Raw genomic sequence first — 25602 nt, 5'->3', positions numbered from 1 at the left:
TTCAAGACTTTAAAACGTATTTTTTTTGTGATACGGTCTTGTGAGTGCCCACACAGATTGTCTGATTAATTGTTAAAGAGCAGGCTGAATCAAAAAATCATATTCTCGTTCAGCCGGGCTGCGTATACTACGCTGTTCGCCCGCAGAGTCAAGCGCTTATTCGCTTTCTCTCTGCCCGACCTCACAATGTTTATCAGCGTTGTGTCGGTCAGTGGTGGCGCATTATAGGGAGTTCTCTGGCGCTGGCAATAATTATTTTGAAAAAAATTGATCGTTTGATTAATTCCACAGCAACACGCCACCTTATACCTACTTACCAACAGATTTATCCACAAATGGCTAGTTGGATGAAAATTTATCGAGCATCACGCAAACGTTTTCGTTACAATCCGGTGGTTAAAATCATCAAGCGATTTTATCTGACTATATTGAAATGTTATTGCAGTGCCCATTTTTTATGTCCTGATATAGTGGGTTCTTCCCAATAACATGTTACTGCTTACTGCCTTACAAAATCCAAGGGATCAAATCCATGCAACAGCTTCGTCCAATCCGTCGTGCCCTGCTTAGTGTTTCCGATAAATCAGGGGTTGTTGAATTTGCAAAAGCCTTATCTCAACGCGGTGTCGAATTGCTTTCCACTGGTGGCACAGCTCGTTTACTCGCTGAATCAGATCTAAAGGTTACTGAAGTTTCAGATTACACCGGCTTTCCTGAAATGATGGATGGCCGTGTTAAGACGTTGCATCCTAAAGTACATGGCGGAATCCTTGGCCGCCGTGGACAAGATGATGAAATCATGGCACAACACCAAATCTCACCGATCGATATGGTGGTTGTGAATCTATATCCATTCGCCCAGACCGTAGCTAAACCCGATTGCACTTTAGCAGATGCTGTTGAAAACATTGATATCGGCGGCCCAACGATGGTTCGTTCTGCGGCTAAGAACCATAAAGATGTAGCAATTGTGGTTAATAGTAATGATTATGAAAAAATCATTGAAGAGATGGATAACAATCAGGGGTCATTAACACAATCGACCCGCTTCGATTTAGCCATTAAGGCTTTTGAACACACCGCTGCTTATGACAGCATGATTGCTAACTATTTTGGCAAACTGGTTCCTCCTTATTATGGTGATACTACTCAGCCATCAGGACGTTTCCCCCGTACTCTGAATTTGAATTTTATTAAAAAGCAGGATATGCGCTACGGTGAGAACAGTCATCAGGATGCTGCCTTCTATATAGAAGAGAATCTCTCTGAATCATCTATTGCAACTGCAACTCAGTTACAAGGTAAAGCTCTTTCCTATAATAACATTGCAGATACAGATGCAGCCCTGGAATGCGTTAAAGAATTCACAGAACCTGCATGCGTTATTGTTAAGCATGCTAACCCCTGCGGTGTAGCCATTGGGAAAGATATTCACGAAGCTTATGATCGCGCATTCAAAACAGATCCAACCTCCGCTTTCGGCGGTATTATTGCTTTCAACCGTGAACTTGATGCTAAGACCGCACAAACCATTATCGACCGCCAATTTGTAGAGGTGATTATCGCCCCCTCAGTAGATGAAGAGGCACTGCCGATATTGGCTACTAAGCAAAATGTCCGCGTTCTGGTATGTGGTGAATGGGAAACCCGAATTGCTGGCCTTGATTTTAAACGAGTTAATGGAGGTCTGTTGGTACAAGATCGCGATCTTGGGATGGTAGCAGCAACTAACTTACGTGTAGTTTCCAAACGTCAACCTACTGAGCAAGAAATGAAAGATGCTCTGTTCTGCTGGAAGGTTGCTAAATTTGTCAAATCCAATGCCATTGTTTACGCAAAAAATGATATGACCATCGGTATTGGCGCAGGCCAAATGAGCCGTGTCTATTCCGCAAAAATTGCAGGGATCAAAGCAGCCGATGAAGGCTTGGAAGTTCAGGGATGTGCAATGGCGTCTGACGCATTTTTCCCATTCCGTGACGGTATTGATGCCGCCGCAGTTGTCGGCGTGAGTTGCATTATCCAACCCGGCGGTTCAATCCGTGACGACGAAGTGATTGCCGCGGCTGATGAACACGGTATTGCTATGATTTTCACCGGCATGCGCCACTTTCGCCACTAATCAATAAGCAGGAGTTAATCTGATGAATATTTTAATTGTTGGTAGCGGTGGACGCGAACATGCTCTGGCATGGAAAGCAGCCCAATCTCCTTTAGCTGATAAAGTCTATGTCGCTCCAGGAAATGCGGGAACGGCTCTAGAAAGCAATCTCGAAAATATTGACATCTCAGCGACAGATATCAACGGCTTGTTGGTATTTGCACAAAGCCATGATATTGGGCTGACTATCGTTGGCCCGGAAGCGCCATTGGTGATGGGTATTGTCGATGCATTCCAAAAAGCCGGGTTAACTATTTTTGGCCCAACTCAGGCGGCCGCTCAATTAGAAGGTTCAAAAGCCTTCACCAAAGATTTTCTGGCGCGCCATCAAATCCCAACTGCGGCTTACCAGAATTTCACAGAAATCGAACCGGCTCTTGCTTACCTGGATAAAGTCGGCGTCCCTATTGTTATAAAAGCTGACGGGCTGGCTGCGGGTAAAGGTGTGATTGTTGCGATGACACTGGAAGAAGCCCAATCCGCCATCAAAGATATGCTAGCAGGAAATGCGTTTGGTGATGCAGGCCACCGTATTGTTATTGAAGAACTTTTAACGGGTGAAGAAGCTAGTTTTATCGTTATGGTCGATGGCAAGAATGTTATTCCAATGGCGACCAGTCAGGATCATAAACGCATAGGTGACGGTGACACGGGTCCAAATACCGGCGGTATGGGAGCCTATTCTCCCGCTGCGGTCGTCACCGATGAAATCCACCAACGTATTATGGAAGAGATTATTTATCCTACCGTTAATGGTATGGCTGCTGAGGATCATGTCTATACCGGTTTTCTTTATGCTGGCTTGATGATCAACGAAAATGGCGAACCAAAAGTCATTGAATTTAACTGTCGCTTTGGTGATCCGGAAACTCAACCCATCATGATGCGTATGCGCTCTGATCTTGTTGAACTCTGTCTAGCTGGTGCAAAAGGAGAGCTTGCGGGTAAAACTTCTCATTGGGATGAACGCCCTGCTCTGGGTGTGGTACTCGCTGCCGGCGGGTATCCTGCTGATTATCACAAAGGGGATATTATTCATGGCTTGCCCCAACAAGAAAATGAAAGTAGCAAGGTTTTCCATGCAGGTACGGCAGTGAAAGGTAGTGAAGTTATTACCGCCGGTGGACGCGTTCTGTGTGTTACAGCATTGGGTGAAACCATTATAGATGCACAGAAAAATGCCTACCAACAAGCAGAAGAGATTGAATGGAATAACTGTTTTTACCGTAAGGATATCGGATATCGAGCAATTAACCGATTGAAGTAATCATAAAACTGACGAAGGTCAGAGGCTGTCCTTCGTCGGTTCCCAACGACAAAAGTCATTATTGGCTACCAACAATAATTCTCGGCCAACAGGCGCTTCCAACCAAGCAATGGTTAATTGGCCGTAGCTGCTTTTTTCGCGCTGTTCAAGCCATGACCTCGCGTAAGGTTCAAACTCTACAGAAATCGTTTCACCTGCACAGGTAGTAACTTTACCGTTATTCCAGTGCCCTTGCATCAAACGTACATTTCCCACGATCAACGCGTCACTTAATTCAAGCGTTCGTTTAGCGTCAAACTGCATACGAACAATATCATCGCTGGAGAGGAGTTCACGCCGCGCTTTCGACTGCTTTTGCATAAAAATCACCTCACCGGATTTATCCAAACGAAGTTGTTCAGACAGTGGATTTTTATCACTCAAAATTTCACGACGAATTTGGCGCAAATCGCCCTGTTTATATTCATAAAAAGTCACAACGGTATTGTCATTACGGTAGGGGCTGTAAACACTCATCAGCACCCGAGGTTTACTATCCTGATCGTTGAGACGCCACAAGCGGACAACGCCATCATCTGCAATGAATCCACTTGCGCTGAAAGAAGGTTGTTTAGGTTGATTGGTACAGGCGCTGAGCGCGAAGACGAATCCTAGTGTCATCAGCCCCTGACGAACCAACAAAAGGGGATAAATAATACCCCTTCTATTTTTTCTTTTTTGCAATGAAATTATTTAACTGCGTCTTTCAAAGCCTTACCAGCAGAGAAAGCAGGTACGTTTGCAGCCGCGATTGTAATTTCTTTACCGGTTTGCGGGTTACGACCCGTACGTTCTGCACGATGGTTAACTTTGAAAGTCCCAAAACCTACCAGTTGTACTGAATCACCCGCTTTCAGGGATTCGGTGATTGCATTCAAAGTTGATTCCAGAGCAGCCTTTGCCTGAGCTTTAGTCAGGTCTGTGCTTTCTGCGATTGCATCAACTAATTCAGTCTTATTCATAGATTATCCTTACAGTGTGTTTATCGTTTGCAAAGCATCGAGTGCGACGGATATGCCGAATGACAGCACCCCTGCATACACGCACCGATAGCCACTTCTTTTCACCCCCCAAATGTAGAACAGAGTGGGGGCAAAAGTGAAGCCTTTGAACATGGCATTTAAAGCATTAAATCACGTTTTTTCACTTTACTGCGTTAAATTTATGCCAATGTTGCTCGTTCCTGACTCCCGGAGGTCAGCTTTCAATCCTTTAATCAACTCAATATCCCGCTCTTCGCAGCTAACCAATAAGCGATAAATTTCCCATTGGATATCCCACTCTTGTTCAATAGCAGGTAACATTTTCAGTTCTTCATCGGTCATTTCTTTCCCGGCCTGAGTCATTTCAAGCATAGCAACGGTGCGAATTGAAATTTCACTCACTGCAATTGCATGCTCCAATGTTTCACCACTCAGACGAGCATGAACAGTTTCCCCTAATGCAATACATGCATCAATCGCCGGGTACACACCGTAAATATCGTAATCATCCGCTGAGGGAATAGCTTGTTCCAACTTTTCCAGCTGATTATCAAAATTCACTTTGGCATCTTTTACAACTAATATTTCCCACACCAAATCCAGAATACGGCGGTAAAGAGCCGGTTCTGCAAACGCCGTCTGAAGACAGAACATCTGGTAATTTGGATACATCCGTTCGCACAGACTTGCCATAAAGGTCAGATGCTGCCAGCTTTCAAGTTTTTCCAGCCGTAAATGTATCGGGTTTCGTAACATTAGTTTTTACTCATTATGCACAATTTGCTCCGCAGTTTACCTGAAATTCAAGAATATCCACACGCTTACACCGAATTTAAGGATTTTTCTGTATCATTCGTTCAAAAAACGACCTATTTGAGGCTGCGCCATCTGCCCAACGGGTTGTTTCAGGCAGCCGATAGCCTTTCATACAACGTTCCACCCATAACAACGCACTATCAAGACTGACTCGGTGCCCTGTAGAAATATACAACGGATTACAACGTTTTTTACTCCGCCATACCCAACCAATCTGCTCTTCTTTATCAATCAAAGGTTGGCAACTGCCGGGCTGTTCTCCCAATAGTTCACTTTCACCACATAAACGACGTTTTGCCACACCAATTGTAGGTACATTTGCTAATAAACCAAAATGGCTGGCAACACCTAAACGGCGTGGATGAGCAATGCCATGACCATCCACCATCACCAGATCAGGTATGTGTTTCAACAACTGCCAGGCAGCCATTAATGCAGGGTATTCACGGAAAGAGAGTAAACCGGGAATATAAGGCAGAGTAGTTTCAATTCGGGCTATCTGATATTCCATCAGTTCAAGGGCAGGATAAGAGAGAACCGCTATCGCTGCGCGGGTGATCGTCCCTTGCTGTTCAAAGCCCACATCAGCGCCAGCAATCAATTTAGGTAGGGGAAAATCATCATAGCGGATAACCTGTTGAGCCTTTTCTACTTGTTCCTGACGTAATGCTTTCGTATTAATCATATGCTTACTGATGATATTTAGTTGAAAGGTTATGTACAGCCTCAACAAATACACCTGCGTGTTCCGGCAGTACATCCTGATGGATACCATGACCAAGGTTAAAGACATGACCAGAACCCGCGCCAAAACCTTGCAAAATTGTCGAAACTTCCTGTTCAATGCGCTCTGGAGAAGCGTATAACATGGATGGGTCCATGTTGCCCTGCAAAGCAACTTTATTTCCCACACGACGACGTGCATCGGCAATATCTGTCGTCCAATCCAGACCAAGCGCATCACAACCGGTTTCAGCCATTGCTTCCAGCCATTGTCCGCCACCTTTAGTAAACAGTGTCACCGGCACACGACGACCTTCATTTTCACGGATCAGGCCATCAACAATCTTGTGCATATAATGCAAGGAAAATTCCCGATAATCCCGCCCCGTCAGCACTCCGCCCCAAGTATCAAAAACCATTACAGACTGAGCGCCTGCTTTAATCTGAGCATTGAGATAAAGAATAACGCTGTCTGCCAGCTTATCCAGCAATAGATGCATTACGGCAGGTTCGACATACATCATTTTTTTGATTTTAGTGAATGCCTTACTGCTGCCACCTTCCACCATATAAGTCGCCAGTGTCCACGGACTACCGGAAAAGCCAATTAGAGGAACCTGCCCCGCCAGTGCCTTACGAATCGCACGTACTGCATCCATCACATAACCCAGCTCCATTTCCGGATCAGGCACCGACAGTTTTTCCACATCGGCGCGATTTAAAATGGGAGATTTAAAACGCGGACCTTCACCTGCTTCAAAATAGAGCCCCAGCCCCATAGCATCAGGAATGGTGAGAATATCAGAGAAGAGAATCGCTGCATCTAGCGAATAGCGCCGTAAAGGTTGCAAAGTGACTTCGCAGGCAAGTTCCGTATTTTTACATAGAGAAATAAAATCACCAGCTTCAGCACGGGTAGCTTGATACTCAGGCAAATAACGACCAGCCTGTCTCATCATCCAAACAGGTGTAACATCAACAGGTTGACGTAATAAAGCTCGCAAATAACGGTCGTTTTTCAGCTCATTCATGACAGGCTCCATCTATTTATTGGCCGCAATATAATCTGACTACAATTGATTAGGCGTCATTGTAACATGACAGGTAGATCTCTCCCGTTGAATTGCGCCAAACTGTAGATTACGCATTTCGGCACAGAACAATCGTATCTTCAATCAACCGACGAGCAATAGTATTGGGTGGTGGGATCAATGGCAGTTGCTCATAGTGATACCAATCCGCACTAATCAGCTCTTTCGGATCATGACGGATCTCCCCACTGTCATAATCAGCCAGAAATGCCATCATCAATGAATGAGGAAAAGGCCACGGTTGAGAAGCCACATAACGTAAGTTGCGAATTTTAATATTACTCTCTTCCATCACTTCACGAGCCACAGCTTCTTCCAGTGTTTCACCGACTTCGACAAATCCCGCAAGTACGGTGTAAATGCCTCCACGATGGCGTTGATGTTGAGCCAACAAAATATGATCATCCCGACGAATACCGACAATAATACAAGGCGCTATCTGCGGATAATAACGTTCGTGGCAGTGATGACACAGACAAGCCCATTCACTGACACAATGGTACATTTTATTACCGCAATAACCACAATATTTGTGAGAGCGATAAAACTCCGCCAATTGCACTCCTCGGCCAGCTAATTGAAACAAGCCACGATCATCTTTAACAATCTGCCGTAAAGAAACCATATTTGCAGCCATTTTCTGACGAATAAGCCAAACTTTCTCACCTTGCCACTCACCGATAGGCAAGGCTATTTTTTCTTGTAGTGACCATTGAGTTGCTATTCCAAAAGGTAATTCGCCTTTAGGGAGCCAAATACGATTTTCATCGCTGATAACCCACCAGCCACGTTCTGTACCTGTAATTTGTTGTTGCATCATCACTATGACATCTTAATTTTAATATCTGTATAAATCATACACTTTTTAATCAAAAAAGCGTGCTTTATTATTATCGTCAAGATCGTATTGCCCGCTTTGACAGTAATAGGCATTATTCTCAACTATTAATATTCTTTGGCCCGAGGAGCACAACACCATGCCACAACTGCTTGCCGTGTTTGATCTGGATGACACCTTAATTTCCGGTGATTCCAGCGCTATATGGACCGAGTTTTTATGGGAAAAAGGCATCATTACCGATCCAAGCTTTATTGAAGCAGATAAAAAAATGACGACGGATTACGGCGCAGGCTCACTGGATATGAGTGGTTATCTGGCATTTAGTCTGCAAACACTGCATCAAATTCCACAAGAACAAGTTGATCTTTGGCTGACTGAATTTGTTAACGAAAAAATTAAACCGCGATTTTATCCACAAGCCAAAGCCCTAATTACGGAATATCAACAGCAACAAATTCCAATCATTATTATCTCAGCTACTGTCTCTTTTATTGTAAAAAAGATTGCTACTGAATTGGGTATTCACACGGTACTGGGCATTGATATGGTAATGGAAAATGGCTGTTATACCGGCAAAATAGATGGCATTGCGACTTTTCGTGAAGGTAAAGTAAAACGGATAAAACAGTGGCTGGAACAGCAAAATAGCCATCCTGAAATTATCCGCTTTTACAGTGATTCAATTAATGATCTCCCAATGTGTCAGTTTGCCGACGAAGTAATTACAGTCAATGCCGATGCCCGTTTAAAAGCCGAAGCACAACAACATGGCTGGAAACAATTAATCTGGTCACTGTAAATACTTTCAATCAGTAATGGGTTTATGGTTTCCATAATTACCCGTTATCTTTCAACAGACAACCCAATTGCTGGGGAGAATATTGCAATAAAATTGAGGTCTTGACGAAACAGAACAAGTCATTTTGTTTCCGCAAACAACCCACCTAATCGCGTTCCCTATGCTCTTAAGGTGTCATTTCGCTCCCTATAAATAAAAACAAAAATGCCGATCTTGAATATCGGCATTTTACTGTAAAAGAGAAGATGAATTTAATGCTTTAACGCTTCAATTCTATCCCGGCTCAGTCCGGTACTGGTGACAATAATGTCCAAACTCACGCCATGCCGCAATAAGGCACGAGCCGTTTCCACTTTACCTTTCTCTCGGCCTAGTTCAATACCTTCTTCTCGACCTAGTTCAATACCACGCTCAAGCCCTTTTTGTTCAAGCTGTTCTGCAATAGTCATCAACATCGTTTCATGCTCCGGAGATTGTTCAATCAGTTGATGGACAAATTGGGAGAGATCCAGCGTATGCCCATTCAGTAAAAATAAAAACAAAAATGCCGATCTTGAATATCGGCATTTTACTGTAAAAGAGAAGATTAATTTAATGCTTTAACGCTTCAATTTTATCCCGGCTCAGTCCGGTACTGGTGACAATAATGTCTAAACTCACGCCATGCCGTAATAAGGCACGAGCCGTTTCCACTTTACCTTTCTCTCGGCCTAGTTCAATACCTTCCTCTCGACCTAGCTCAATACCTTTCTCTCGGCCTAGCTCAATACCTTCTTCTCGGCCTAGTTCAATACCACGCTCAAGCCCTTTTTGTTCAAGCTGTTCTGCAATAGTCATCAACATCGTTTCATGCTCCGGAGATTGTTCAATCAGTTGATGGACAAATTGGGAGAGATCCAGCGTATGCCCATTCAGTAAAATATAGCGTAACACCACATTGCGCTGCTCGGTTGTATTATACCCTGCATTCAAGAGTTCCACCAATTGGAGGAGCCATTCCTGCATATCCCGGCAGCGAATGTGTTTTTGCACCAGTTCCATCAGGGCAACGCCTTTATGCGTCAGGATCTCTTCATCGCTGAGCGCACTGACGTCCACCAACGGAAACGCCTGATGGTATAAACGGGCAGCCTGTTCAGGGAGCGTAAAACAATCCAGCCACCGGTTTGAATAAGGATACGGCCGAACCTCCCCATGATAAAACAGCAGCGGCGCCACCAAAGGGAGTTCAGTATGGCCTTTCTTCAGGTGGGCCGCCATTGCTAACATGGCATAATACATCAGCCGCCAGGCCATCAGCGGGTCAGGGGTAGACTGATGCTCAATCAGACAATAGATATAGCCCTGTCCCCGGACCGTTTCAACCGAATACAGCACATCACTGTGCAGTTGACGTAAATGCCGATCCACAAAACTGCCGGACTCCAGTTTCAATGTGGCTAAATCACACAACAACTGAACCTCTTCGGGCAGATAAAGGGATAAAAACTCTTTGGCCGTTTCAGGCTGCGTTAAAAAATGCTTGAATAACGAATCATGGTGAGGCTGTTTTTCTTTCTTTGCCACAATCTTGTTTCTCTGTCTTTATCAGTTAGTCATTACCACTCATTGTCAAGGTATAGTATTTCTACCAAGTTACAAAAAACATTGTCTCAGATTTCCTCAGGCAAATCTTTATCGAATGCATTAATAGAAGAGCCTAAAAAATCAAATATCAGAAAATAAAAAACGATAAAATATTATATTTACAACAACTACTTTATGAAACCCATTCATTTCAATGAGTTTTAACCTGCATTCTCATAATAACATCCCCCCTCATCAAAATATTTATTACTTATCTGTCCGTTAATCTTGGATGTTCAGATCGAAAAAATTGGACTAAATTCCCGCCAGATGATCTATTATCTCTTTTGTATCCAAGAATTTTTTCAATGCAGTATTAAACCGTAATCTAATTTCTTCCTCATAAATATCGAAATATATATTAGACATTTTATATAAAATTTGACAAATACAGTTAGGTACAAAATAGGCATGAAATATATCGAACATTGGTCCACCATCTTCATGAAACAACCCAACCCGACAATGGTAATTTAACTTTAACCACTTTAGATGAATCAAAGTTTTTCATGCCTTATTTCCTTAACAAGTTGTAGTTAAAAAATTAATGCTTAGCCAAACATTATTTAACATAAGGAAATTTTTCCATTTATTCACTAAAAAATTAATAAACATGATAAATCGATCACAAAACAATCAGCAACATAGCTAAAAACAATTAACCTGGTCACTGTAAATACTTTCAATCAGTAAGGGTTGTAGTTTTCATAATCCCTTCTATACTACTGTTTGTTTTCTTGTCGGAGTGCCTAGAGTAAGCTGTTTTATCGCAGCATACACAGGCTGAGACCGTTAATTCGGGATCCGCGGAACCTGATCGGGTTAATACCTGCGAAGGGAACAAGAGTAATCAACCGCTGTCGGTCCACCCAATTTTTTACGGGCCTGTCTAGCCATCAACCATTACTCCCTGCGAGCTCCAGACAAGCAACTTTCCCAATAACACAGTTAGGAATTTGCTATGTCTCATAATACTTTTATCCCTACAACCGATATTTCACCAAAACCCAATCCGGCACGCCCGCGTAAAGCTCAACGCGATGCTGCTCAGGAATTTATTAATTCTATTCAAGGCGTGACATTCCCAAATTCACGACGTATTTATCTGCAAGGTTCACACGAAGATATTCAGGTTCCAATGCGCGAAATTCAGTTATCGCCCACGTTAATTGGCGGAACCAAAGAAGAACCTCAGTATGAGGAAAATGAAGCCATTCCGATTTATGATACTTCCGGCGCTTATGGCGATCCTGATGCCAAACTGGATGTACATATAGGGTTAACCAAGCTACGCCAACCGTGGATCGATGAACGCCAAGATACTGAACCTGTTGCCTCCCTCGGCTCCGATTTTACTCAGCAACGCCTGGCGGATGCCGGTCTCGATCATTTACGTTTCAATCATCGCCCCCATCCATTAAAAGCCCATGAAGGCAAATGCGTTACTCAACTGCACTATGCCCGTAAAGGCATCATCACGCCGGAAATGGAATTTATCGCACTGCGGGAAAATATGGGACGTGAACGTATCCACGGTGATGTGTTACGCCAACAACATGCCGGACAAAGTTTTGGCGCTCAGTTGCCGGAAAATATCACGCCAGAATTTGTCCGTCAGGAAGTCGCAGCCGGTCGGGCCATTATTCCTGCCAATATTAATCACCCTGAATCAGAACCGATGATTATTGGCCGCAATTTTCTGGTGAAGGTTAACGCTAATATCGGTAACTCTTCCGTCACCTCTTCTATTGAGGAAGAAGTAGAAAAGTTAATCTGGTCTACTCGCTGGGGCGCAGATACGGTCATGGATCTCTCCACAGGCCGTTATATCCACGAAACCCGCGAATGGATCTTACGTAATAGCCCGGTACCTATCGGCACAGTCCCTATTTATCAGGCGCTGGAGAAAGTCAATGGCGTCGCGGAAAATCTCACCTGGGAAATGTTCCGTGATACCTTGCTGGAACAAGCGGAACAAGGAGTTGATTACTTCACCATTCATGCCGGTGTATTACTGCGCTATGTACCGATGACAGCCAAACGCCTCACCGGGATTGTCTCCCGCGGTGGTTCAATTATAGCGAAATGGTGTCTGTCTCATCATCAAGAAAACTTCCTCTACCAACATTTCCATGAAATTTGTGAAATCTGCGCCGCTTATGATGTTTCCCTATCATTGGGAGACGGTCTGCGCCCCGGTTCTATTCAGGATGCTAATGATGAAGCGCAGTTTGCAGAACTGCACACATTAGGTGAACTGACTAAAATTGCCTGGGAATATGATGTTCAGGTGATGATAGAAGGTCCTGGGCATATTCCTATGCAGATGATCCGCCGCAATATAACGGAAGAATTAGAGCATTGTCACGAAGCCCCTTTCTATACTCTTGGCCCACTGACAACAGATATTGCACCGGGTTATGACCATTTTACTTCCGGTATCGGCGCAGCCATGATTGGCTGGTTTGGCTGCGCCATGCTCTGTTATGTGACGCCAAAAGAGCATCTCGGTTTGCCAAACAAAGACGATGTTAAACAAGGGCTGATTACCTACAAAATCGCTGCTCATGCCGCCGATCTCGCCAAAGGTCATCCCGGCGCACAAATCCGCGATAACGCGATGTCCAAAGCACGTTTTGAATTTCGTTGGGAAGATCAATTTAATCTGGCGCTCGATCCCGATACTGCTCGCGCCTATCACGATGAAACTTTGCCACAAGCGTCCGGAAAAATTGCGCATTTCTGTTCTATGTGTGGACCTAAATTCTGCTCTATGAAGATTTCTCAGGAAGTACGCGATTATGCCGCAGGTATGGAACAGATGTCTGAAGCATTCCGCGCCCACGGTGGCGAGTTGTATCACAGCGTAGAGGATGTATCCCATGAACAATCTGCCTAACGCGCCATTTGCCCCAACTGAATACAAATTGGGCCTATATCCCGTCGTGGATTCGCTAGAGTGGATTTCCCGTTTGTTAAAAGCAGGCGTCACCACAATTCAGTTGAGAATTAAAGATCGACCAGAAGATCAGGTGGAAGAAGATATTCAGCAAGCCATTATGCTCAGTCGCCAATACAACGCTCGTTTGTTTATCAACGACTACTGGCGACTGGCAATAAAGCACGGCGCTTATGGTGTCCATCTTGGGCAGGAAGATTTAGTTATCGCTGATCTGAACGCCATCCAAACAGCGGGATTGCGGTTAGGAATCTCTACCCACGATGAACAAGAGCTGACTCGAGCAAAATCCCTGCGTCCATCTTATATCGCTCTCGGCCATATTTTCCCAACCACGACCAAAGAGATGCCATCTTCCCCGCAAGGACTGGCAGCCCTGAAACGGCAGGTAGAAAGCACGCCAGACTATCCCACTGTCGCCATCGGAGGCATCTCTCTTGAACGCGTACCGGATGTCATTGCAACGGGAGTCGGCAGTGTGGCGCTGGTTAGTGCCATTACCAAAGCAAAAGATTGGCGTCAGGCAACCGCACAACTGCTTCATCTGGTTGAAGGCGTTGAATTGAAGGGATAGAGAGGTTCTTATGTTGAATGATCAAGAATTTATGCGTTACAGCCGACAACTGTTACTCGAAGATATCGGCCCGGAAGGGCAGGAAAAACTGAAATCCAGCCGCGTACTGATTGTCGGACTGGGAGGGCTAGGCGCTCCCGCTTCTCTCTATCTGGCCGGGGCAGGTGTGGGAACAATTTATCTCGCTGATGATGACCAATTGCACATTTCCAATTTACAACGGCAAATACTTTACCGCACCGAAGAGATCCCTGCCGCAAAAGCTGAACTTGCAGCCAATCAACTCAATGCATTGAATCCGCTGATAAGAACAATGGTCCTTAATCAACGACAGGACCTGGAATCTCTGACAACAATCGTGAAGCAAGTCGATCTGGTTCTCGATTGCTGTGACAACATGACAACCCGCCACGCTATCAATGCCGCTTGTGTGGCAACACGAAAGCCATTGATTAGCGGCAGTGCTGTCGGTTTTAGCGGCCAACTTATGGTATTTGAACCCCCTTATCTTCATGGCTGCTATAGCTGTCTCTACCCTGAACAGGAAGAACCACTACGAAATTGCCGGACTGCGGGTGTATTAGGTCCGGTAGTCGGTATCATCGGCACATTACAGGCATTGGAAGCCATCAAAATGTTAACCGGGCTTCCTTCCCCGTTAAGCGGCAAGCTCCGACTGTTTGATGGTAAACAGCAAAGCTGGAGCACACTACAACTTAACCCGTCGCAACAATGCCCGATTTGCAGAGATATTGCATGAAAATTACGGTAAACGACCAGCCGATGGAGCTTATGGCTCCTCTGGCTATACAGCAATTGCTAGAACAACTTAAACAAACACAACCGGGAATGGCACTGGCTATTAATCAAACCATTATTCCGCGTTCAGAGTGGAATACGCATCAGATCAATGATGGAGACAATATCCTTTTATTTCAGGCTATTGCTGGAGGTTGATATGTTAAAAATTGCTGATACGACTTTTCATTCCCGCCTATTTACCGGTACAGGCAAATTCGCCAATGCAAATGTAATGACTCAAGCTATAGCCGCCTCCGGCAGTCAGCTTGTCACGATGGCAATGAAACGCATTGATTTGCAAAGCGGTAATGACGCTATTTTGGCGCCATTGCAAAAACTTGGCGTCAAATTGCTGCCAAATACTTCTGGGGCCAAAACCGCAGAAGAGGCTCTGTTTGCCGCCCGTCTGGCCCGTGAAGCACTGGCAACCAACTGGATCAAACTGGAGATCCACCCGGATGTGAAATACTTATTGCCTGACCCGGTTGAAACACTCAAAGGCGCGGAAATGTTGGTCAAAGATGGGTTTGTCGTTCTGCCCTATTGCAGTGCTGATCCCGTTTTGTGTAAACGTCTGGAAGAGGTGGGTTGCGCGGCGGTCATGCCTTTAGGCGCACCGATCGGCTCTAATCAAGGGCTACTAACGCGAGATTTCCTGCAAATTATTATCGAGCAAGCACAAGTGCCGGTGGTTATTGATGCCGGCATCGGCGCACCAAGCCATGCGCTGGAAGCGATTGAACTAGGAGCTGATGCCGTATTAGTCAACACCGCAATTGCCGTTGCACGAGATCCCATAAAAATGGCTCAAGCTTTTAAAATGGCGATTGAAGCAGGCGAATTATCCTCTCAAGCTGGTCTGGCAAGTCCAAAACAACATGCTGTTGCATCCAGCCCGCTGACTGATTTCCTGAGAGTGTTGTGATGACAAATCATCTTACAAACAGCCATTTTAGTTACCGCTGGCAGCAGTTGGACTGGGATGACATTACCCTTCGCATTAATAGCAAAACCGCGCAGGATGTTGAACAGGCATTAAGCAACAACAAATTAAATCTGGACGATTTCATGGCTTTGCTCTCTCCGGCTGCGAAATCCTATATCGAACCACTGGCACAACGGGCACAGAAACTGACTCGTCAACGCTTCGGTAACACCGTCGGTTTTTATGTGCCGCTCTATCTCTCCAATTTGTGTGCCAATGACTGCACCTATTGCGGGTTCTCAATGAGTAACCGCATCAAACGCAAGACACTGAATAAAGATGAAATTATTGCCGAATGTCAGGCGATTAAAGCGCTGGGCTTCGACAATCTGTTATTAGTCACCGGAGAACATCAGGGCAAGGTCGGTATGGATTATTTCCGCCGCTATCTGCCACTTATCCGCGAATATTTCAGCTCAATAATGATGGAAGTCCAGCCTATGACACAGGAAGAGTACTCAGAATTAAAAACGCTGGGGCTAGATGGTGTGATGGTTTATCAGGAAACCTATCATGAGCCAACTTACCTGTTGCATCATCTACGGGGTAAGAAACGGGATTTTCACTGGCGACTACAAACACCCGATCGTCTTGGTCGGGCAAAAATCGATAAAATCGGTTTAGGAGCGCTAATTGGCCTCTCTAATCATTGGCGGACAGACTGCTATATGGTGGCGGAGCATTTATTCTTTCTACAACGTACATATTGGCAGAGCCGTTACTCTATTTCATTCCCACGTTTGCGACCTTGTGCTGGAGGCATTGAGCCTGCATCGCTGATGAGTGAAGCAGAACTGGTACAACTGATTTGTGCTTTTCGTTTATTGGCGCCAGATGTTGAGCTTTCTATTTCTACCCGCGAATCTCCATTCTTCCGCGATCATGTCATACCACTAGCGATTAATAATGTTAGTGCCGGTTCTAAAACCCAACCCGGTGGTTACGCAGATAATAGCCGCGAAGAATTGGAACAATTTATGCCGCATGATAACCGTTCTGTTTATCAGGTCGCGGAAGTATTAATTAAAGCCGGGTTACAACCTGTCTGGAAAGATTGGGATGGTTATTTAGGCCGATAATTTAATTTTCTCTCTTCTCAAATAATTCGATTTTAAGTAAAAGCCCTTAATAGGTAATAACTCCAGAAAAATAGGATTTAATATAGAAAACTGTCTGGTGCTAATACCAGACAGTAATATAACTCGATGAGATAAACAATAAAACAACTCTCATTTAAAATATATTTTCTGAATTTTGAATAAGAACTTCCCAATCGAATTCGCCTACTATTTCAACACAATTACTTTGCGCAAACTTAAATTTAACCTTTAATATACAAATAAATTACTTATCAAGATACAAATTATCCACATAAAGAAAAAAATCGTACATCTTAATATTCATTAAATAGGCAATACATTCTTCATAGACAGATTAATTACCTATTTCCAGAATGGCATTCAACATTAAACTCCAATTAATACCGAAAAATAGCGATAAAACTAAATAAAATACACCACACATATTGAAATTCACCCTAATTTATTCCATATTTTTATTAATTTACACAAATTACAATTCACCACCAACAAAAAATACAATTGAGTATTATCCCATTATTGATAAAGTGCCCCCCCGAAAAACAAAGCGCTGAAAGAAATTAAACTCATTTCTATCTATTTAAAAAGGACTAATATATGAACGTACAAGAAATCCTGAATAATGAAGATTATTCTGATAGCAAGAAAAACTCTCATAAAGAACTGGTAAACGGCTCATTCGAAGAAGGATATAACGGCTGGAGAATCCCAGCTCCTGAATCAGTAGAAATCTTATCTGAAAATGGCGTGCACTTTATCAGAATCCAAAGCGTTACCGGTTCAGGCGTCATTGATCAAATTATCGAAGGATTAGAACCTAACACTAAATATAAACTAACCGGTACAGCTCGCGTATCAGCAGAATGGGCCTCATCAGCTTATTTTGGTTTACAGAGCCATACCGATGGCCCCAACTCTTTTGCTGTAAACAGCACCGATTTTACAACAGGTTCGGTAGAATTAAGTACAGATCAAAAGGGACTTTTACGCGTTTATTTATTGAAAGACCAAGTTGGCCCTCGCCCAGATGGAGAAACCGCTGACTTTACCGGTTTTATTTTAGAGAAAGCCTAAGCATTTAACTTCGATATATTTTAACATTTTAAACACCCAGAGTTAACTGCTCTGGGTGTTTAAATATAGGTTGAAAAAATAAACTTAAAAATTACAAAGTGATATTTTAACTAGAATATAGCTCAATTATTTAAAAATAAATCCCCATCGTAATAATTTCGTCACCTCATTTATTTTCACACTAATTATCACAGACATAATATTCAATTGAAAAACACCATTGAATATTCCCCCATTATTGCTAAAGTACTTACAGAAAAAATTATTAAGAAAAATAAAATTCAATCGTTATTCATTTAACAGGACTCATATATGGATATGAAGAAAATATTAAATCGCACAGATTATTCTGATACAAAAAACGCTAATAAAGAACTGGTTAATGGCTCATTTGATGAAGGATATAAAGGCTGGAGAATTCCAGCCCCTGAAACTGTAGAAATTTTATCCGAGAATGGGGTTAATTTTCTTAGCATCCAAAGCTATTCCAGCTCTGGCGTCATTGATCAAATTATAACAGGATTAGAACCTAACGTTAGATATAGACTGACGGGTACAGCACGCTTATCGATAAAAAAAAATACCACAAAGGGCATTGCCAGCTTATTTTGGTTTACAGAATCGCACATTTGGCCCCGAATCCTTTGTTGTAAATAGCTTCAATTTTACGACCGGTTCAGTTGAATTAAACACAGATGAAGAGGGACTTTTACGTGTTTACATACTGAAAGAACAATTTGTAGAACTTCCAGAAGAAGCAACTGCTGACTTTACCGGTTTTATTCTAGAAAGAGTTTAAACATCTGACTTGATATATAACACCCGAAGCATATTGCTCCGGGTGCTTTAAAGCATGTCTGGCTAACTTAAATCATGCAATGGTTTTTTTATTGGCGGTGCCAATTGGAAATCAGAAAACCTCACCTGTAATCCGTGCCGTTCTGGAGAACAACACATTGCACCAACAAAGACGGGTTGTTTATCTTCAAAAAAAGGAGCCAACCTCAACAATGGCCACCGTAAACCATCAGTGGAATATTGCAATCTTAAATACCCCTCTTCACGAGTCAAACGTAACCAGAATTTACTAGAATCACCGGGAAATACGCCCATAGACCAATCAGAATGATGACGTGTCAGCACACTACCAATCGTGGCATGACCATCAGAATATTCAATTCCGCCTTTCAGCCAATGTTTCTCATCGATCAATAGCATGACTCCTGCTTGATCGTATAAATGTTCAAAACAGCCTTCAATACAGAGTTGAAAGGTGAAATCATTCTCAACATAACGCCCAAAAACATGGCCATTATGACGTTCAAAGCCATACCATGTTTTCTGCCAAAAGTCGGTCTTATGATCTGTGGTGACATTAAGCCAATCAATGCCACATTGCCAATCGGATGGTTCATTAAGCCAATGATATTGTGACAAACTCATAGGAACTTCCTCTATTATCTTCCGCTCGAATTAATCAATTTATATCCTGCAAATAAGGAAATAGAGAGTAAAGCAATACAAGCAAAAGCGCCGTGTAATGTCACAATATGCGCTAATCCACCAATGATTGCAGGTCCCAGCAAAATCCCTGAATATCCCATTGTAGAAACCGCGGCAACCGCCAGCGAATCAGGCATAATTTTCTGTTGACCAGAAGCGGTAAAAAGCATTGGCGCTATATTGGATAATCCGGCGCCTATCATCAGGAAAGAGAGTCCTAATATCATTGCGGTTGATGCTGAGTAAATAAGAATAAACCCAACAGTCGCCAATAAAGCACTGCTGATAAAAACTCGTTGATGTCCATAAAGGGCAATAATCTTATCACCCATAAAGCGGCCCGATGTCATAGCAATAGCAAACAGGGTATAACCGATACCAGCCTGATGACTACTGATATTATGTACGCTGGTTAATAATATACCGCTCCAGTCCAGCATTGATCCTTCCATGATATAAGCGACAAAACAGAGAAAGCCCAATAAAATCACGATCCCATGAGGCACAGCAAAGAATGGCGTATTACCCGCTTCGGCTTCGTTCAATAACCCGCCCCATACCGGCAATAGCAATAAAATAATCAGTAATACCGCCATTACCATCACCTGGAGAGGAGATATTCCCAGAGACAATAATGCACTCACCGATCCTGCGCCGGCGATCCCGCCCAAACTAAATAACGCGTGAAAGCCAGACATAATTGGCCGCTGAGCCATTTTCTCGACCATGACGGCATGGATATTGACCACAACATCCATTGCCCCAATACCTGCACCAAAGACAAATAAAACGCAAGCCAGTGTCAACGGTGTCGGTAATACACTTAACCCTGGCAACATCACTAGCACGACCAAAGCACATAAAGTGAAAATGTTCCGGCAACCGAAACGTGCGGCTAACATGCCCGCTATTGGCATCATGATGAAAGAACCAATGCCGAACGCCAACATTAGAAGCCCCATAGCGCCATTATCAAGTTGTAACCGTTCTTTAGCTAAAGGAATAAGGGGAGCCCAACTTGCAAGACTAAAACCAGCAATAAAAAAAAGCGGCGCGCGTCGCCATAATGGGTTGTTTTACCAAAGAGATAATATTTTGATCAGACAACTCATGTTCCTTCTATGTCAATAAAATGCCCTCCGCTATCACTAACGGAGAGCATTAAGTTACCCAAAATTAATTTTAGAAAATTGCGGAATATCGGTCAGCGCCCCAATAATACGAGTTGCCTGTTGATACTGTTCCGCAACCGATAAAGCATGGGGCCAAGCATACACATAGGGAATACCTGCCTGCGTTGCTGCTGTAATACCCAAATCGGTATCTTCAATCACTAATGTTTGATGAACATCCATAGACTTCAATTTCAACATAGCAAGATAGGGATCTGGATGAGGTTTCGTCCTCGCAACATCATCACCAGAGATTAAAGCCGGGCTTTCATTCAACTCCAGTAATCCAATATTCGCCAAACAGACTTCCCGCGGCGCAGTAGAAACAAAGCCAAAAGGGATACGGTGCTGTTGTAAGGCCGCTATCAACCTGGAAATCCCTGGACGAAGGTAACTTTTAGACAGCTTATCTTTGTAAACAGAGACGATTTGGGCAGTGATCTCTTGCTGTTGCTGAGCTGGCACCCCAATGTAATCTAACGTTTCCTCCAGACTCAGGCCAATAAGTTGCTGTGGTTGTACATGCTGTGTGTAATCAGGAGCCAAATCACAAAGAACATCAAAGTGCAGTTGTTCACTGTCAACAATGACTCCATCGATATCAAAAATCACATTAAATCTATCCATGTGAAACATTCCATTATTTTAGATCGGAAATACGGATCAGCACTTTACAGTTCGGAGTAAACAGTGGTTTTTGGCTTTTGCACGCAATATCACAACCCACAGTGAGAAAAGCCTGCAAGTAATCATTAAAATCAAAAATTTGGCTGACCAGACGACCAGCTGGAATAACACCATCACGGATCATGGTATAAGCACGCTCAAAACTGTTATTCAGAGAATCAATGGAACCAATCACGGAAAGGCTCTTATCAGCAATTTTCAAGATATCAAGATTGGCATGCTTATCTTTAAGCGCGACATTCAACAATTTTCCGCCAGGCGCCAAATGGTCAAAAATGTATTCGGTTAACTGGCCGGTCGTATCCACACATAGATCGATAAGCGCTAATTTATCACCATATTGTTGCGCCAATGCCTCATCAAAATCAGTATACAGCTCACATTCCGGCGGCAGATTTTCTTTGGCAAATTGAACACGACTTTCGTTTTTCTCGATCATGAAAGCCTTAACGCCTTTGGCATGTAAAGCCCAAATGTAGAGCATTCCCATTGGGCCTGCGCCAGCGACCGCCGCACGAATATTAGTATGAGTAATGCCCAGTTTATCAACCCCGGTCAGTGTGCAACTGAGTGGCTCAGTCAATGATGCCTCTTCCATACTGACATGATCATCCAGCTTTATCAGTGAACTCTCTTTAGCCAGATACTGTTCAGCAAATGCCCCGTCATAGGAAACCCCCGCTTCGGTTCCCAATTTTTTCTCACAATGATTTGGACTACCTGTCTGGCACATCCGACAATGCCCACAGGAATAGGTCGGATTGATAACAACACGGTCCCCCACATTAAAATGAGTGACACTCTTCCCTATTTGCGCAACAACTCCCGTTGTTTCATGGCCCAGAGTGGTTCCCGGAATAGCAACAGGATAAGATCCGGTGATAATCCCAACATCCGTACCACAAACGCCACACACCGCAATATCAACGACAACATCATCAGGCTCAACACAGCGTAACGGTTCAACATCCTGGATTTGCACATCCCACACCCGATTAAATTTAAGTGCTTTCATTACGCTACCTCCTTGTTGTCAAACATATTTAATGTCATATCAGCAAAAGTCAGATCAAGTTTATGCAGAATTTCGTTTAAATGTTCCTGAGTACAAATTAGCGGTGGACGAACTTTAAGCGCACGACCTTTACCATAGCGAGAACCACGGATGATCAAGTTATGCGAGTTCGCTATTGCAATCGCTTGTGCCGCAAATTCCGGTGATGGCGTATCAAAGCCAAACATATAACCGACGCCCCTAACACCGGTAATCTCTGGGTATTTATGCTGTAATGCTAATAAGCCATCACGTAAATAAGCTTCATGACGTTGCACATTCTCCAGAACCTGTTCGTCTTCGATAATATCGATAATTTCGTTGAGAGCTGTTAATGAAAGAGGGTTAGCGCCTGATGTACTGGAATGTTCGAATGACTCTAATACATCCAATGAACTCCGCATCAGCACGCCACCGGTAGGAATACCTATGCCACCAGCGCCCTTAGCGAAAACAATAATATCTGGCTCTAATTCTTTAGCATAACCGGTTGAAGCAAAAAATGTCCCGGTACGGCCAAATCCAGTCTGTACTTCATCTGCAATAATAATAATGTCATGTTTATGGCAGATGTCTCTGATCTTACGGTAAAAATCGACAGGGAAAACGTTATTCCCGCCGTTTCCTTGAATAGGCTCAATAATAAGACAAGCAATATTGTCATTTGAACCTAATTGAATAAATTGCTCCAAGTCAAAATATTGATTGGGTTCTGTATTCGGTTCAAATTCTGACATGACACTCGCAGGGGTTGGAACTTTTAAAGAACCATCAATGTTGACATGGAAATCTTTAATTCTAAAAGCATTACCCGAAATTTGCGCCGTGGCTAAAGATTGGCCATGATGAGCCAGAAAGAAAGAGATAACTCCTGAACGCCCTGTTGCTTTTTGCGCGATACGAATTGCACATTCAACTGCCCCAGAACCGGAAACATCACGCAACCATATTCTATTAATTCCTTCAGGAGTATGTTTAACTAATTTAGCCAAAATATATTGGGACATTTCATGGGTATAAGCTGAACTTAGATGTGTACATCTATCGATCTGCTGTTTTAATTTTTCTGCTATTCTACGATTAGTGTACCCAAGTGGAAGGTTAAATGTTCCAGAGGCAGCATCGATATACTTTTCACCATCAATTTCCAGATAAGGGCCGTTCCCAACAAAACGAGAAAGCATATCTTCAAACCGTTTGCTATTTTCCATCATTTCATTACCTTAATTAATCATTTCTAACTATAAGAAAGCACAATAATCTTCAACAGGTAAGAGAATATTTACTAAAAATTAACTTAGATCAACAAAGAACATATAAAAACCCAAAAAACATTTAAAAAATTAAAGTATTTTATATAAAATACATTATTATTTTGAATGATTGATTAATGACATGCAGAACTGCTGATCTATCGGGTTATGACAAGAAATTCTGTTAAAAATCCTGCAAAACTGTACCGGAAATCTCTCACTTTACGACTTTTGCGCTGAAGATAAGGGCATTTCTATCTCTCGTGGCTATTTTCTGACAGGTGATAAGATGTAATAAAAAATTCTCTATTATTTCTGATTTGTCTGAAACGGTGTATTTTTTCTACACCGAATATAGCCAGACTCTTGACTGATATTCATAATATCGAGTACAGAACGCACTGATATTTCGGCGCGATATTATTTGTCTGCATTTATAATATTTTGACATTAAAAATAATTAAATATTACTATCAGGTATAGCCTTTTGATGTGATGTATCAGGTATTTTTTTCCTATACCCTATGGATTTCAAGATGTATCGCGGCGGCAAGGGAGTGAATCCCCGGGAGCATAGCGAACTATGTGACCGGGGTGAGCGAGTGCAGCCAACAAAGAGACAACTTGAAAGATGACGGGTATATATAAAATTCTTTTAAAAATACCCATACAAGCTAGTCGGTTTACACCAATGAATAGCTCGTATAAAGTTCAGTCTTTAAAAAAAGTAAAGGGTTCAGTCTGTGGGTGATCCTTGAACATCCCTATCGCTAGCTTGAAATGACTTGCCAGTAGATTTCTGGTGTATCCAAGATCTTTGGTCGCACTAAAGAATGAATTCCACTGAGCCTATTCACCAATAAAACCACCACCATTATTGAAATATCAAAAGAACACACATGCAAAATTATATTCTTCTTCTACTTAGCCTGGCACTTTTTGGACCTTTGGGTGTCGATGTATTCTTGCCTACAGTCCCTGCCATCGCCGAGGATTTTAAAGTTAACAATGAAGTTATTCAGTCGACGATTTCTTTGTTTTTATTAATTATGGGGCTAGGCCAGTTAATCGCCGGACCACTGGTAGATAAATTCGGCCGTCGGCCAGTGGCCCTAACGGGTATTACCTTATATATCATCGGTTCTGTGATCGCGGCGCTTTCTACTTTTCCCGAAATTTTTATTGCCGCGCGAATTATTCAAGGATGCGCAGTCTGCTGTACCAGTGTCGTCTGCGTTAGCGGTGTGCGTGATCGCCTAAACGGTGATGAGGCGGCCAAAGCCTATGGATTTATTAACGGTACGCTAAATATTGTTCCGGCTCTCGCCCCATTACTTGGCGGTATTTTGGCCGAAATTTTCAACTGGCGGGCGCCATTTTGGTTTTTGACTTGCTACTCGGTTATTACACTACTGATCATTGCCGCCTGGTTACCAGAAACGCGCCCCGCTAACACTAAGACTGTTCACGGGCTACCACTGAAACAATACTTTCAAATTCTCAGTAATGCCCAGTTTATGCATTTTGCCCTAGTTAACGCCGGCGTTATGGGCATAGTCATTACCTATGTGTCATTTGCCCCTACCGTGCTGATGACCGAAGGCCATGTATCACCGCTAGCCTTTTCATTGATTTTTGGCGGCAACGGACTCTGGGCGATGATCGCCTTCCTAACCGTAAACAAAATCATCCATCGAATTGGTCGCCCTGGCTGCCTGCTATTAGGAGCAATTCTGATGGCGCTGGCTAGCCTGTCTCTATTTTCTGGCATGCATCTGCCAACTGTCGCCAGCCAGCACTGGCTAAGCTATATGTTGCCGGTTGCTTTCGCTTGTACAGGTATGGCATTTGCTATGGGGCCTGCGACCAGTTATGCACTAGAACCTTATTCTGACGAAGCCGGTGTCGCTTCTGCACTGATAGGATTCGTCCAGATGGCTGTCGGCTCCTCTCTCTCACTCATCGCGATGGTGTTGCCATTTTCGCTCAAACAGTCACTAGTGTTAATCATGCTACTCGGTACCGCGCTAACCCTGTCAGCACACCTACGCAGTCGTAACCTGAAAGGACGGGTAGTTTCGCTAGAATCCTAAA

General features: G+C 43.3%; 23 protein-coding genes, 2 pseudogenes and 1 riboswitch. Of the genes and pseudogenes, 12 read left to right on the top strand and 13 right to left on the bottom strand.

All coding sequences use genetic code 11. The features are described from left to right. Positions 1-532 precede the first annotated feature (532 nt). A complete protein-coding gene (purH, locus tag C6H66_RS04500; protein ID WP_105394905.1) occupies positions 533-2122 on the top strand; it encodes a bifunctional phosphoribosylaminoimidazolecarboxamide formyltransferase/IMP cyclohydrolase in 1590 nt (529 codons plus the stop codon). A gap of 22 nt (positions 2123-2144) precedes the next feature. After that, positions 2145-3428 (top strand): phosphoribosylamine--glycine ligase, encoded by a 1284-nt coding sequence (purD, locus tag C6H66_RS04495; RefSeq protein ID WP_105394904.1) that lies wholly within the window; start codon positions 2145-2147, stop codon positions 3426-3428. 18 nt (positions 3429-3446) lie between these two features. Here the strand turns inward: purD and C6H66_RS04490 are convergent, their stop codons facing one another. The 6 genes from C6H66_RS04490 to nudC all read right to left on the bottom strand — a co-directional run bounded on the left by C6H66_RS04490 (position 3447) and on the right by nudC (position 7897). Beyond that, positions 3447-4088: a DUF1481 domain-containing protein gene (locus C6H66_RS04490; protein ID WP_036781115.1), complete on the bottom strand. Its 642-nt coding sequence runs from the start codon at positions 4086-4088 to the stop codon at positions 3447-3449. Positions 4089-4156: 68 nt separating this feature from the next. After that, positions 4157-4429, bottom strand: a complete 273-nt coding sequence (gene hupA, locus C6H66_RS04485) for a nucleoid-associated protein HU-alpha (protein ID WP_012776594.1) — start codon at positions 4427-4429, stop codon at positions 4157-4159. Positions 4430-4615: 186 nt separating this feature from the next. Next, positions 4616-5206 carry a YjaG family protein gene (locus C6H66_RS04480; RefSeq protein ID WP_105394903.1) on the bottom strand — a complete coding sequence of 197 codons (591 nt, stop codon included), beginning with the start codon at positions 5204-5206 and terminating at the stop codon, positions 4616-4618. Positions 5207-5282: 76 nt separating this feature from the next. After that, positions 5283-5951 carry a deoxyribonuclease V gene (nfi, locus tag C6H66_RS04475; protein ID WP_105394902.1) on the bottom strand — a complete coding sequence of 223 codons (669 nt, stop codon included), beginning with the start codon at positions 5949-5951 and terminating at the stop codon, positions 5283-5285. A 4-nt stretch (positions 5952-5955) separates the two neighbouring features. Continuing rightward, the gene (gene hemE / locus C6H66_RS04470; RefSeq protein WP_105394901.1) at positions 5956-7020 is read right to left on the bottom strand and encodes a uroporphyrinogen decarboxylase; all 1065 of its coding nucleotides are present in this window, start codon (positions 7018-7020) and stop codon (positions 5956-5958) included. Between the two features lie 109 nt (positions 7021-7129). Next, the gene (gene nudC, locus C6H66_RS04465; protein ID WP_046397807.1) at positions 7130-7897 is read right to left on the bottom strand and encodes an NAD(+) diphosphatase; all 768 of its coding nucleotides are present in this window, start codon (positions 7895-7897) and stop codon (positions 7130-7132) included. Between the two features lie 160 nt (positions 7898-8057). Between nudC and C6H66_RS04460 the strand changes: the two genes are divergently transcribed. Then, complete coding sequence (locus tag C6H66_RS04460) at positions 8058-8720, top strand: HAD family hydrolase (RefSeq protein ID WP_046397806.1); 663 nt, start codon at positions 8058-8060, stop codon at positions 8718-8720. A 251-nt stretch (positions 8721-8971) separates the two neighbouring features. Here the strand turns inward: C6H66_RS04460 and C6H66_RS04455 are convergent. Next, positions 8972-9256 (bottom strand): annotated as a pseudogene (locus C6H66_RS04455) (ISNCY family transposase); the annotation flags it as partial. Positions 9257-9311: 55 nt separating this feature from the next. Further along, complete coding sequence (locus tag C6H66_RS04450) at positions 9312-10286, bottom strand: Rpn family recombination-promoting nuclease/putative transposase (RefSeq protein WP_105394900.1); 975 nt, start codon at positions 10284-10286, stop codon at positions 9312-9314. A gap of 791 nt (positions 10287-11077) precedes the next feature. Beyond that, a riboswitch (TPP riboswitch) is annotated at positions 11078-11203 on the top strand. Between the two features lie 104 nt (positions 11204-11307). Here C6H66_RS04450 and thiC point away from each other — a divergent pair. The 8 genes from thiC (at position 11308) to C6H66_RS04410 (ending at position 18496) form a co-directional block, all read left to right on the top strand. Beyond that, the gene (gene thiC / locus C6H66_RS04445; RefSeq protein ID WP_105394899.1) at positions 11308-13245 is read left to right on the top strand and encodes a phosphomethylpyrimidine synthase ThiC; all 1938 of its coding nucleotides are present in this window, start codon (positions 11308-11310) and stop codon (positions 13243-13245) included. Then, a complete protein-coding gene (gene thiE / locus C6H66_RS04440) occupies positions 13229-13879 on the top strand; it encodes a thiamine phosphate synthase (protein WP_046396163.1) in 651 nt (216 codons plus the stop codon). Before thiC ends, thiE begins: the two co-directional genes overlap by 17 nt. 10 nt (positions 13880-13889) lie before the next feature. After that, positions 13890-14639 carry a HesA/MoeB/ThiF family protein gene (locus C6H66_RS04435; RefSeq protein WP_046396162.1) on the top strand — a complete coding sequence of 250 codons (750 nt, stop codon included), beginning with the start codon at positions 13890-13892 and terminating at the stop codon, positions 14637-14639. Then, positions 14636-14836, top strand: coding sequence for a sulfur carrier protein ThiS (gene thiS / locus C6H66_RS04430; protein WP_046396161.1), 201 nt, complete (start codon positions 14636-14638; stop codon positions 14834-14836). Before C6H66_RS04435 ends, thiS begins: the two co-directional genes overlap by 4 nt. A 1-nt stretch (position 14837) precedes the next feature. Further along, the gene (locus C6H66_RS04425; protein WP_036814780.1) at positions 14838-15605 is read left to right on the top strand and encodes a thiazole synthase; all 768 of its coding nucleotides are present in this window, start codon (positions 14838-14840) and stop codon (positions 15603-15605) included. Beyond that, complete coding sequence (thiH, locus tag C6H66_RS04420) at positions 15605-16744, top strand: 2-iminoacetate synthase ThiH (protein ID WP_046396160.1); 1140 nt, start codon at positions 15605-15607, stop codon at positions 16742-16744. Before C6H66_RS04425 ends, thiH begins: the two co-directional genes overlap by 1 nt. Before the next feature lie 618 nt (positions 16745-17362). Next, entirely contained in the window at positions 17363-17839 is a 477-nt protein-coding gene (locus C6H66_RS04415) for a carbohydrate binding domain-containing protein (RefSeq protein ID WP_036814783.1), read from the top strand. 312 nt (positions 17840-18151) lie between these two features. Further along, a complete protein-coding gene (locus C6H66_RS04410; RefSeq protein WP_248000605.1) occupies positions 18152-18496 on the top strand; it encodes a hypothetical protein in 345 nt (114 codons plus the stop codon). Between the two features lie 204 nt (positions 18497-18700). Here C6H66_RS04410 and C6H66_RS04405 read toward each other — a convergent pair whose 3' ends face one another. The 5 genes and pseudogenes from C6H66_RS04405 to C6H66_RS04385 all read right to left on the bottom strand — a co-directional run bounded on the left by C6H66_RS04405 (position 18701) and on the right by C6H66_RS04385 (position 23466). Then, a complete protein-coding gene (locus C6H66_RS04405; RefSeq protein WP_105394898.1) occupies positions 18701-19282 on the bottom strand; it encodes a DUF1349 domain-containing protein in 582 nt (193 codons plus the stop codon). A gap of 14 nt (positions 19283-19296) precedes the next feature. Then, a pseudogene (locus C6H66_RS04400) lies at positions 19297-20407 on the bottom strand (MFS transporter). A 101-nt stretch (positions 20408-20508) separates the two neighbouring features. Next, positions 20509-21141: an HAD family hydrolase gene (locus C6H66_RS04395; RefSeq protein ID WP_046396156.1), complete on the bottom strand. Its 633-nt coding sequence runs from the start codon at positions 21139-21141 to the stop codon at positions 20509-20511. 13 nt (positions 21142-21154) lie between these two features. Next, positions 21155-22216: a zinc-dependent alcohol dehydrogenase gene (locus C6H66_RS04390; RefSeq protein WP_105394896.1), complete on the bottom strand. Its 1062-nt coding sequence runs from the start codon at positions 22214-22216 to the stop codon at positions 21155-21157. After that, a complete protein-coding gene (locus C6H66_RS04385; RefSeq protein WP_046396166.1) occupies positions 22216-23466 on the bottom strand; it encodes a class-III pyridoxal-phosphate-dependent aminotransferase in 1251 nt (416 codons plus the stop codon). Before C6H66_RS04385 ends, C6H66_RS04390 begins: the two co-directional genes overlap by 1 nt. Before the next feature lie 941 nt (positions 23467-24407). On the opposite strand from C6H66_RS04385, the gene C6H66_RS04380 reads away from it, so the two are divergent. Continuing rightward, on the top strand, positions 24408-25601 hold the full coding sequence (locus C6H66_RS04380; RefSeq protein WP_046397178.1) for a multidrug effflux MFS transporter: 1194 nt from the start codon (positions 24408-24410) through the stop codon (positions 25599-25601). Position 25602: the final 1 nt, after the last annotated feature.

It is taken from the genome of Photorhabdus hindustanensis (assembly GCF_002968995.1).
In the GTDB taxonomy this organism is placed as follows: Bacteria; Pseudomonadota; Gammaproteobacteria; order Enterobacterales; family Enterobacteriaceae; genus Photorhabdus; species Photorhabdus akhurstii.
Note: the sequence above shows the minus strand (reverse complement) of the source record. Positions and strands in the feature narration are given on the sequence as shown.

Bases quoted from the DNA above. Each gene is read 5' to 3' on its own strand.
- C6H66_RS04390 (WP_105394896.1), bottom strand. From the start codon at position 22,216: ATGAAAGCACTTAAATTTAATCGGGTGTGGGATGTGCAAATCCAGGAT.
- thiS (WP_046396161.1), top strand. From the start codon at position 14,636: ATGAAAATTACGGTAAACGACCAGCCGATGGAGCTTATGGCTCCTCTG.
- hupA (WP_012776594.1), bottom strand. From the start codon at position 4,429: ATGAATAAGACTGAATTAGTTGATGCAATCGCAGAAAGCACAGACCTG.
- thiH (WP_046396160.1), top strand. From the start codon at position 15,605: ATGACAAATCATCTTACAAACAGCCATTTTAGTTACCGCTGGCAGCAG.
- nfi (WP_105394902.1), bottom strand. From the start codon at position 5,951: ATGATTAATACGAAAGCATTACGTCAGGAACAAGTAGAAAAGGCTCAA.
- C6H66_RS04410 (WP_248000605.1), top strand. From the start codon at position 18,152: ATGGATATGAAGAAAATATTAAATCGCACAGATTATTCTGATACAAAA.
- C6H66_RS04490 (WP_036781115.1), bottom strand. From the start codon at position 4,088: ATGACACTAGGATTCGTCTTCGCGCTCAGCGCCTGTACCAATCAACCT.
- purH (WP_105394905.1), top strand. From the start codon at position 533: ATGCAACAGCTTCGTCCAATCCGTCGTGCCCTGCTTAGTGTTTCCGAT.
- C6H66_RS04405 (WP_105394898.1), bottom strand. From the start codon at position 19,282: ATGAGTTTGTCACAATATCATTGGCTTAATGAACCATCCGATTGGCAA.
- thiC (WP_105394899.1), top strand. From the start codon at position 11,308: ATGTCTCATAATACTTTTATCCCTACAACCGATATTTCACCAAAACCC.
- C6H66_RS04380 (WP_046397178.1), top strand. From the start codon at position 24,408: ATGCAAAATTATATTCTTCTTCTACTTAGCCTGGCACTTTTTGGACCT.
- C6H66_RS04395 (WP_046396156.1), bottom strand. From the start codon at position 21,141: ATGGATAGATTTAATGTGATTTTTGATATCGATGGAGTCATTGTTGAC.
- C6H66_RS04415 (WP_036814783.1), top strand. From the start codon at position 17,363: ATGAACGTACAAGAAATCCTGAATAATGAAGATTATTCTGATAGCAAG.
- C6H66_RS04480 (WP_105394903.1), bottom strand. From the start codon at position 5,206: ATGTTACGAAACCCGATACATTTACGGCTGGAAAAACTTGAAAGCTGG.
- C6H66_RS04385 (WP_046396166.1), bottom strand. From the start codon at position 23,466: ATGGAAAATAGCAAACGGTTTGAAGATATGCTTTCTCGTTTTGTTGGG.
- C6H66_RS04435 (WP_046396162.1), top strand. From the start codon at position 13,890: ATGTTGAATGATCAAGAATTTATGCGTTACAGCCGACAACTGTTACTC.
- nudC (WP_046397807.1), bottom strand. From the start codon at position 7,897: ATGCAACAACAAATTACAGGTACAGAACGTGGCTGGTGGGTTATCAGC.
- thiE (WP_046396163.1), top strand. From the start codon at position 13,229: ATGAACAATCTGCCTAACGCGCCATTTGCCCCAACTGAATACAAATTG.
- C6H66_RS04425 (WP_036814780.1), top strand. From the start codon at position 14,838: ATGTTAAAAATTGCTGATACGACTTTTCATTCCCGCCTATTTACCGGT.
- hemE (WP_105394901.1), bottom strand. From the start codon at position 7,020: ATGAATGAGCTGAAAAACGACCGTTATTTGCGAGCTTTATTACGTCAA.
- C6H66_RS04460 (WP_046397806.1), top strand. From the start codon at position 8,058: ATGCCACAACTGCTTGCCGTGTTTGATCTGGATGACACCTTAATTTCC.
- purD (WP_105394904.1), top strand. From the start codon at position 2,145: ATGAATATTTTAATTGTTGGTAGCGGTGGACGCGAACATGCTCTGGCA.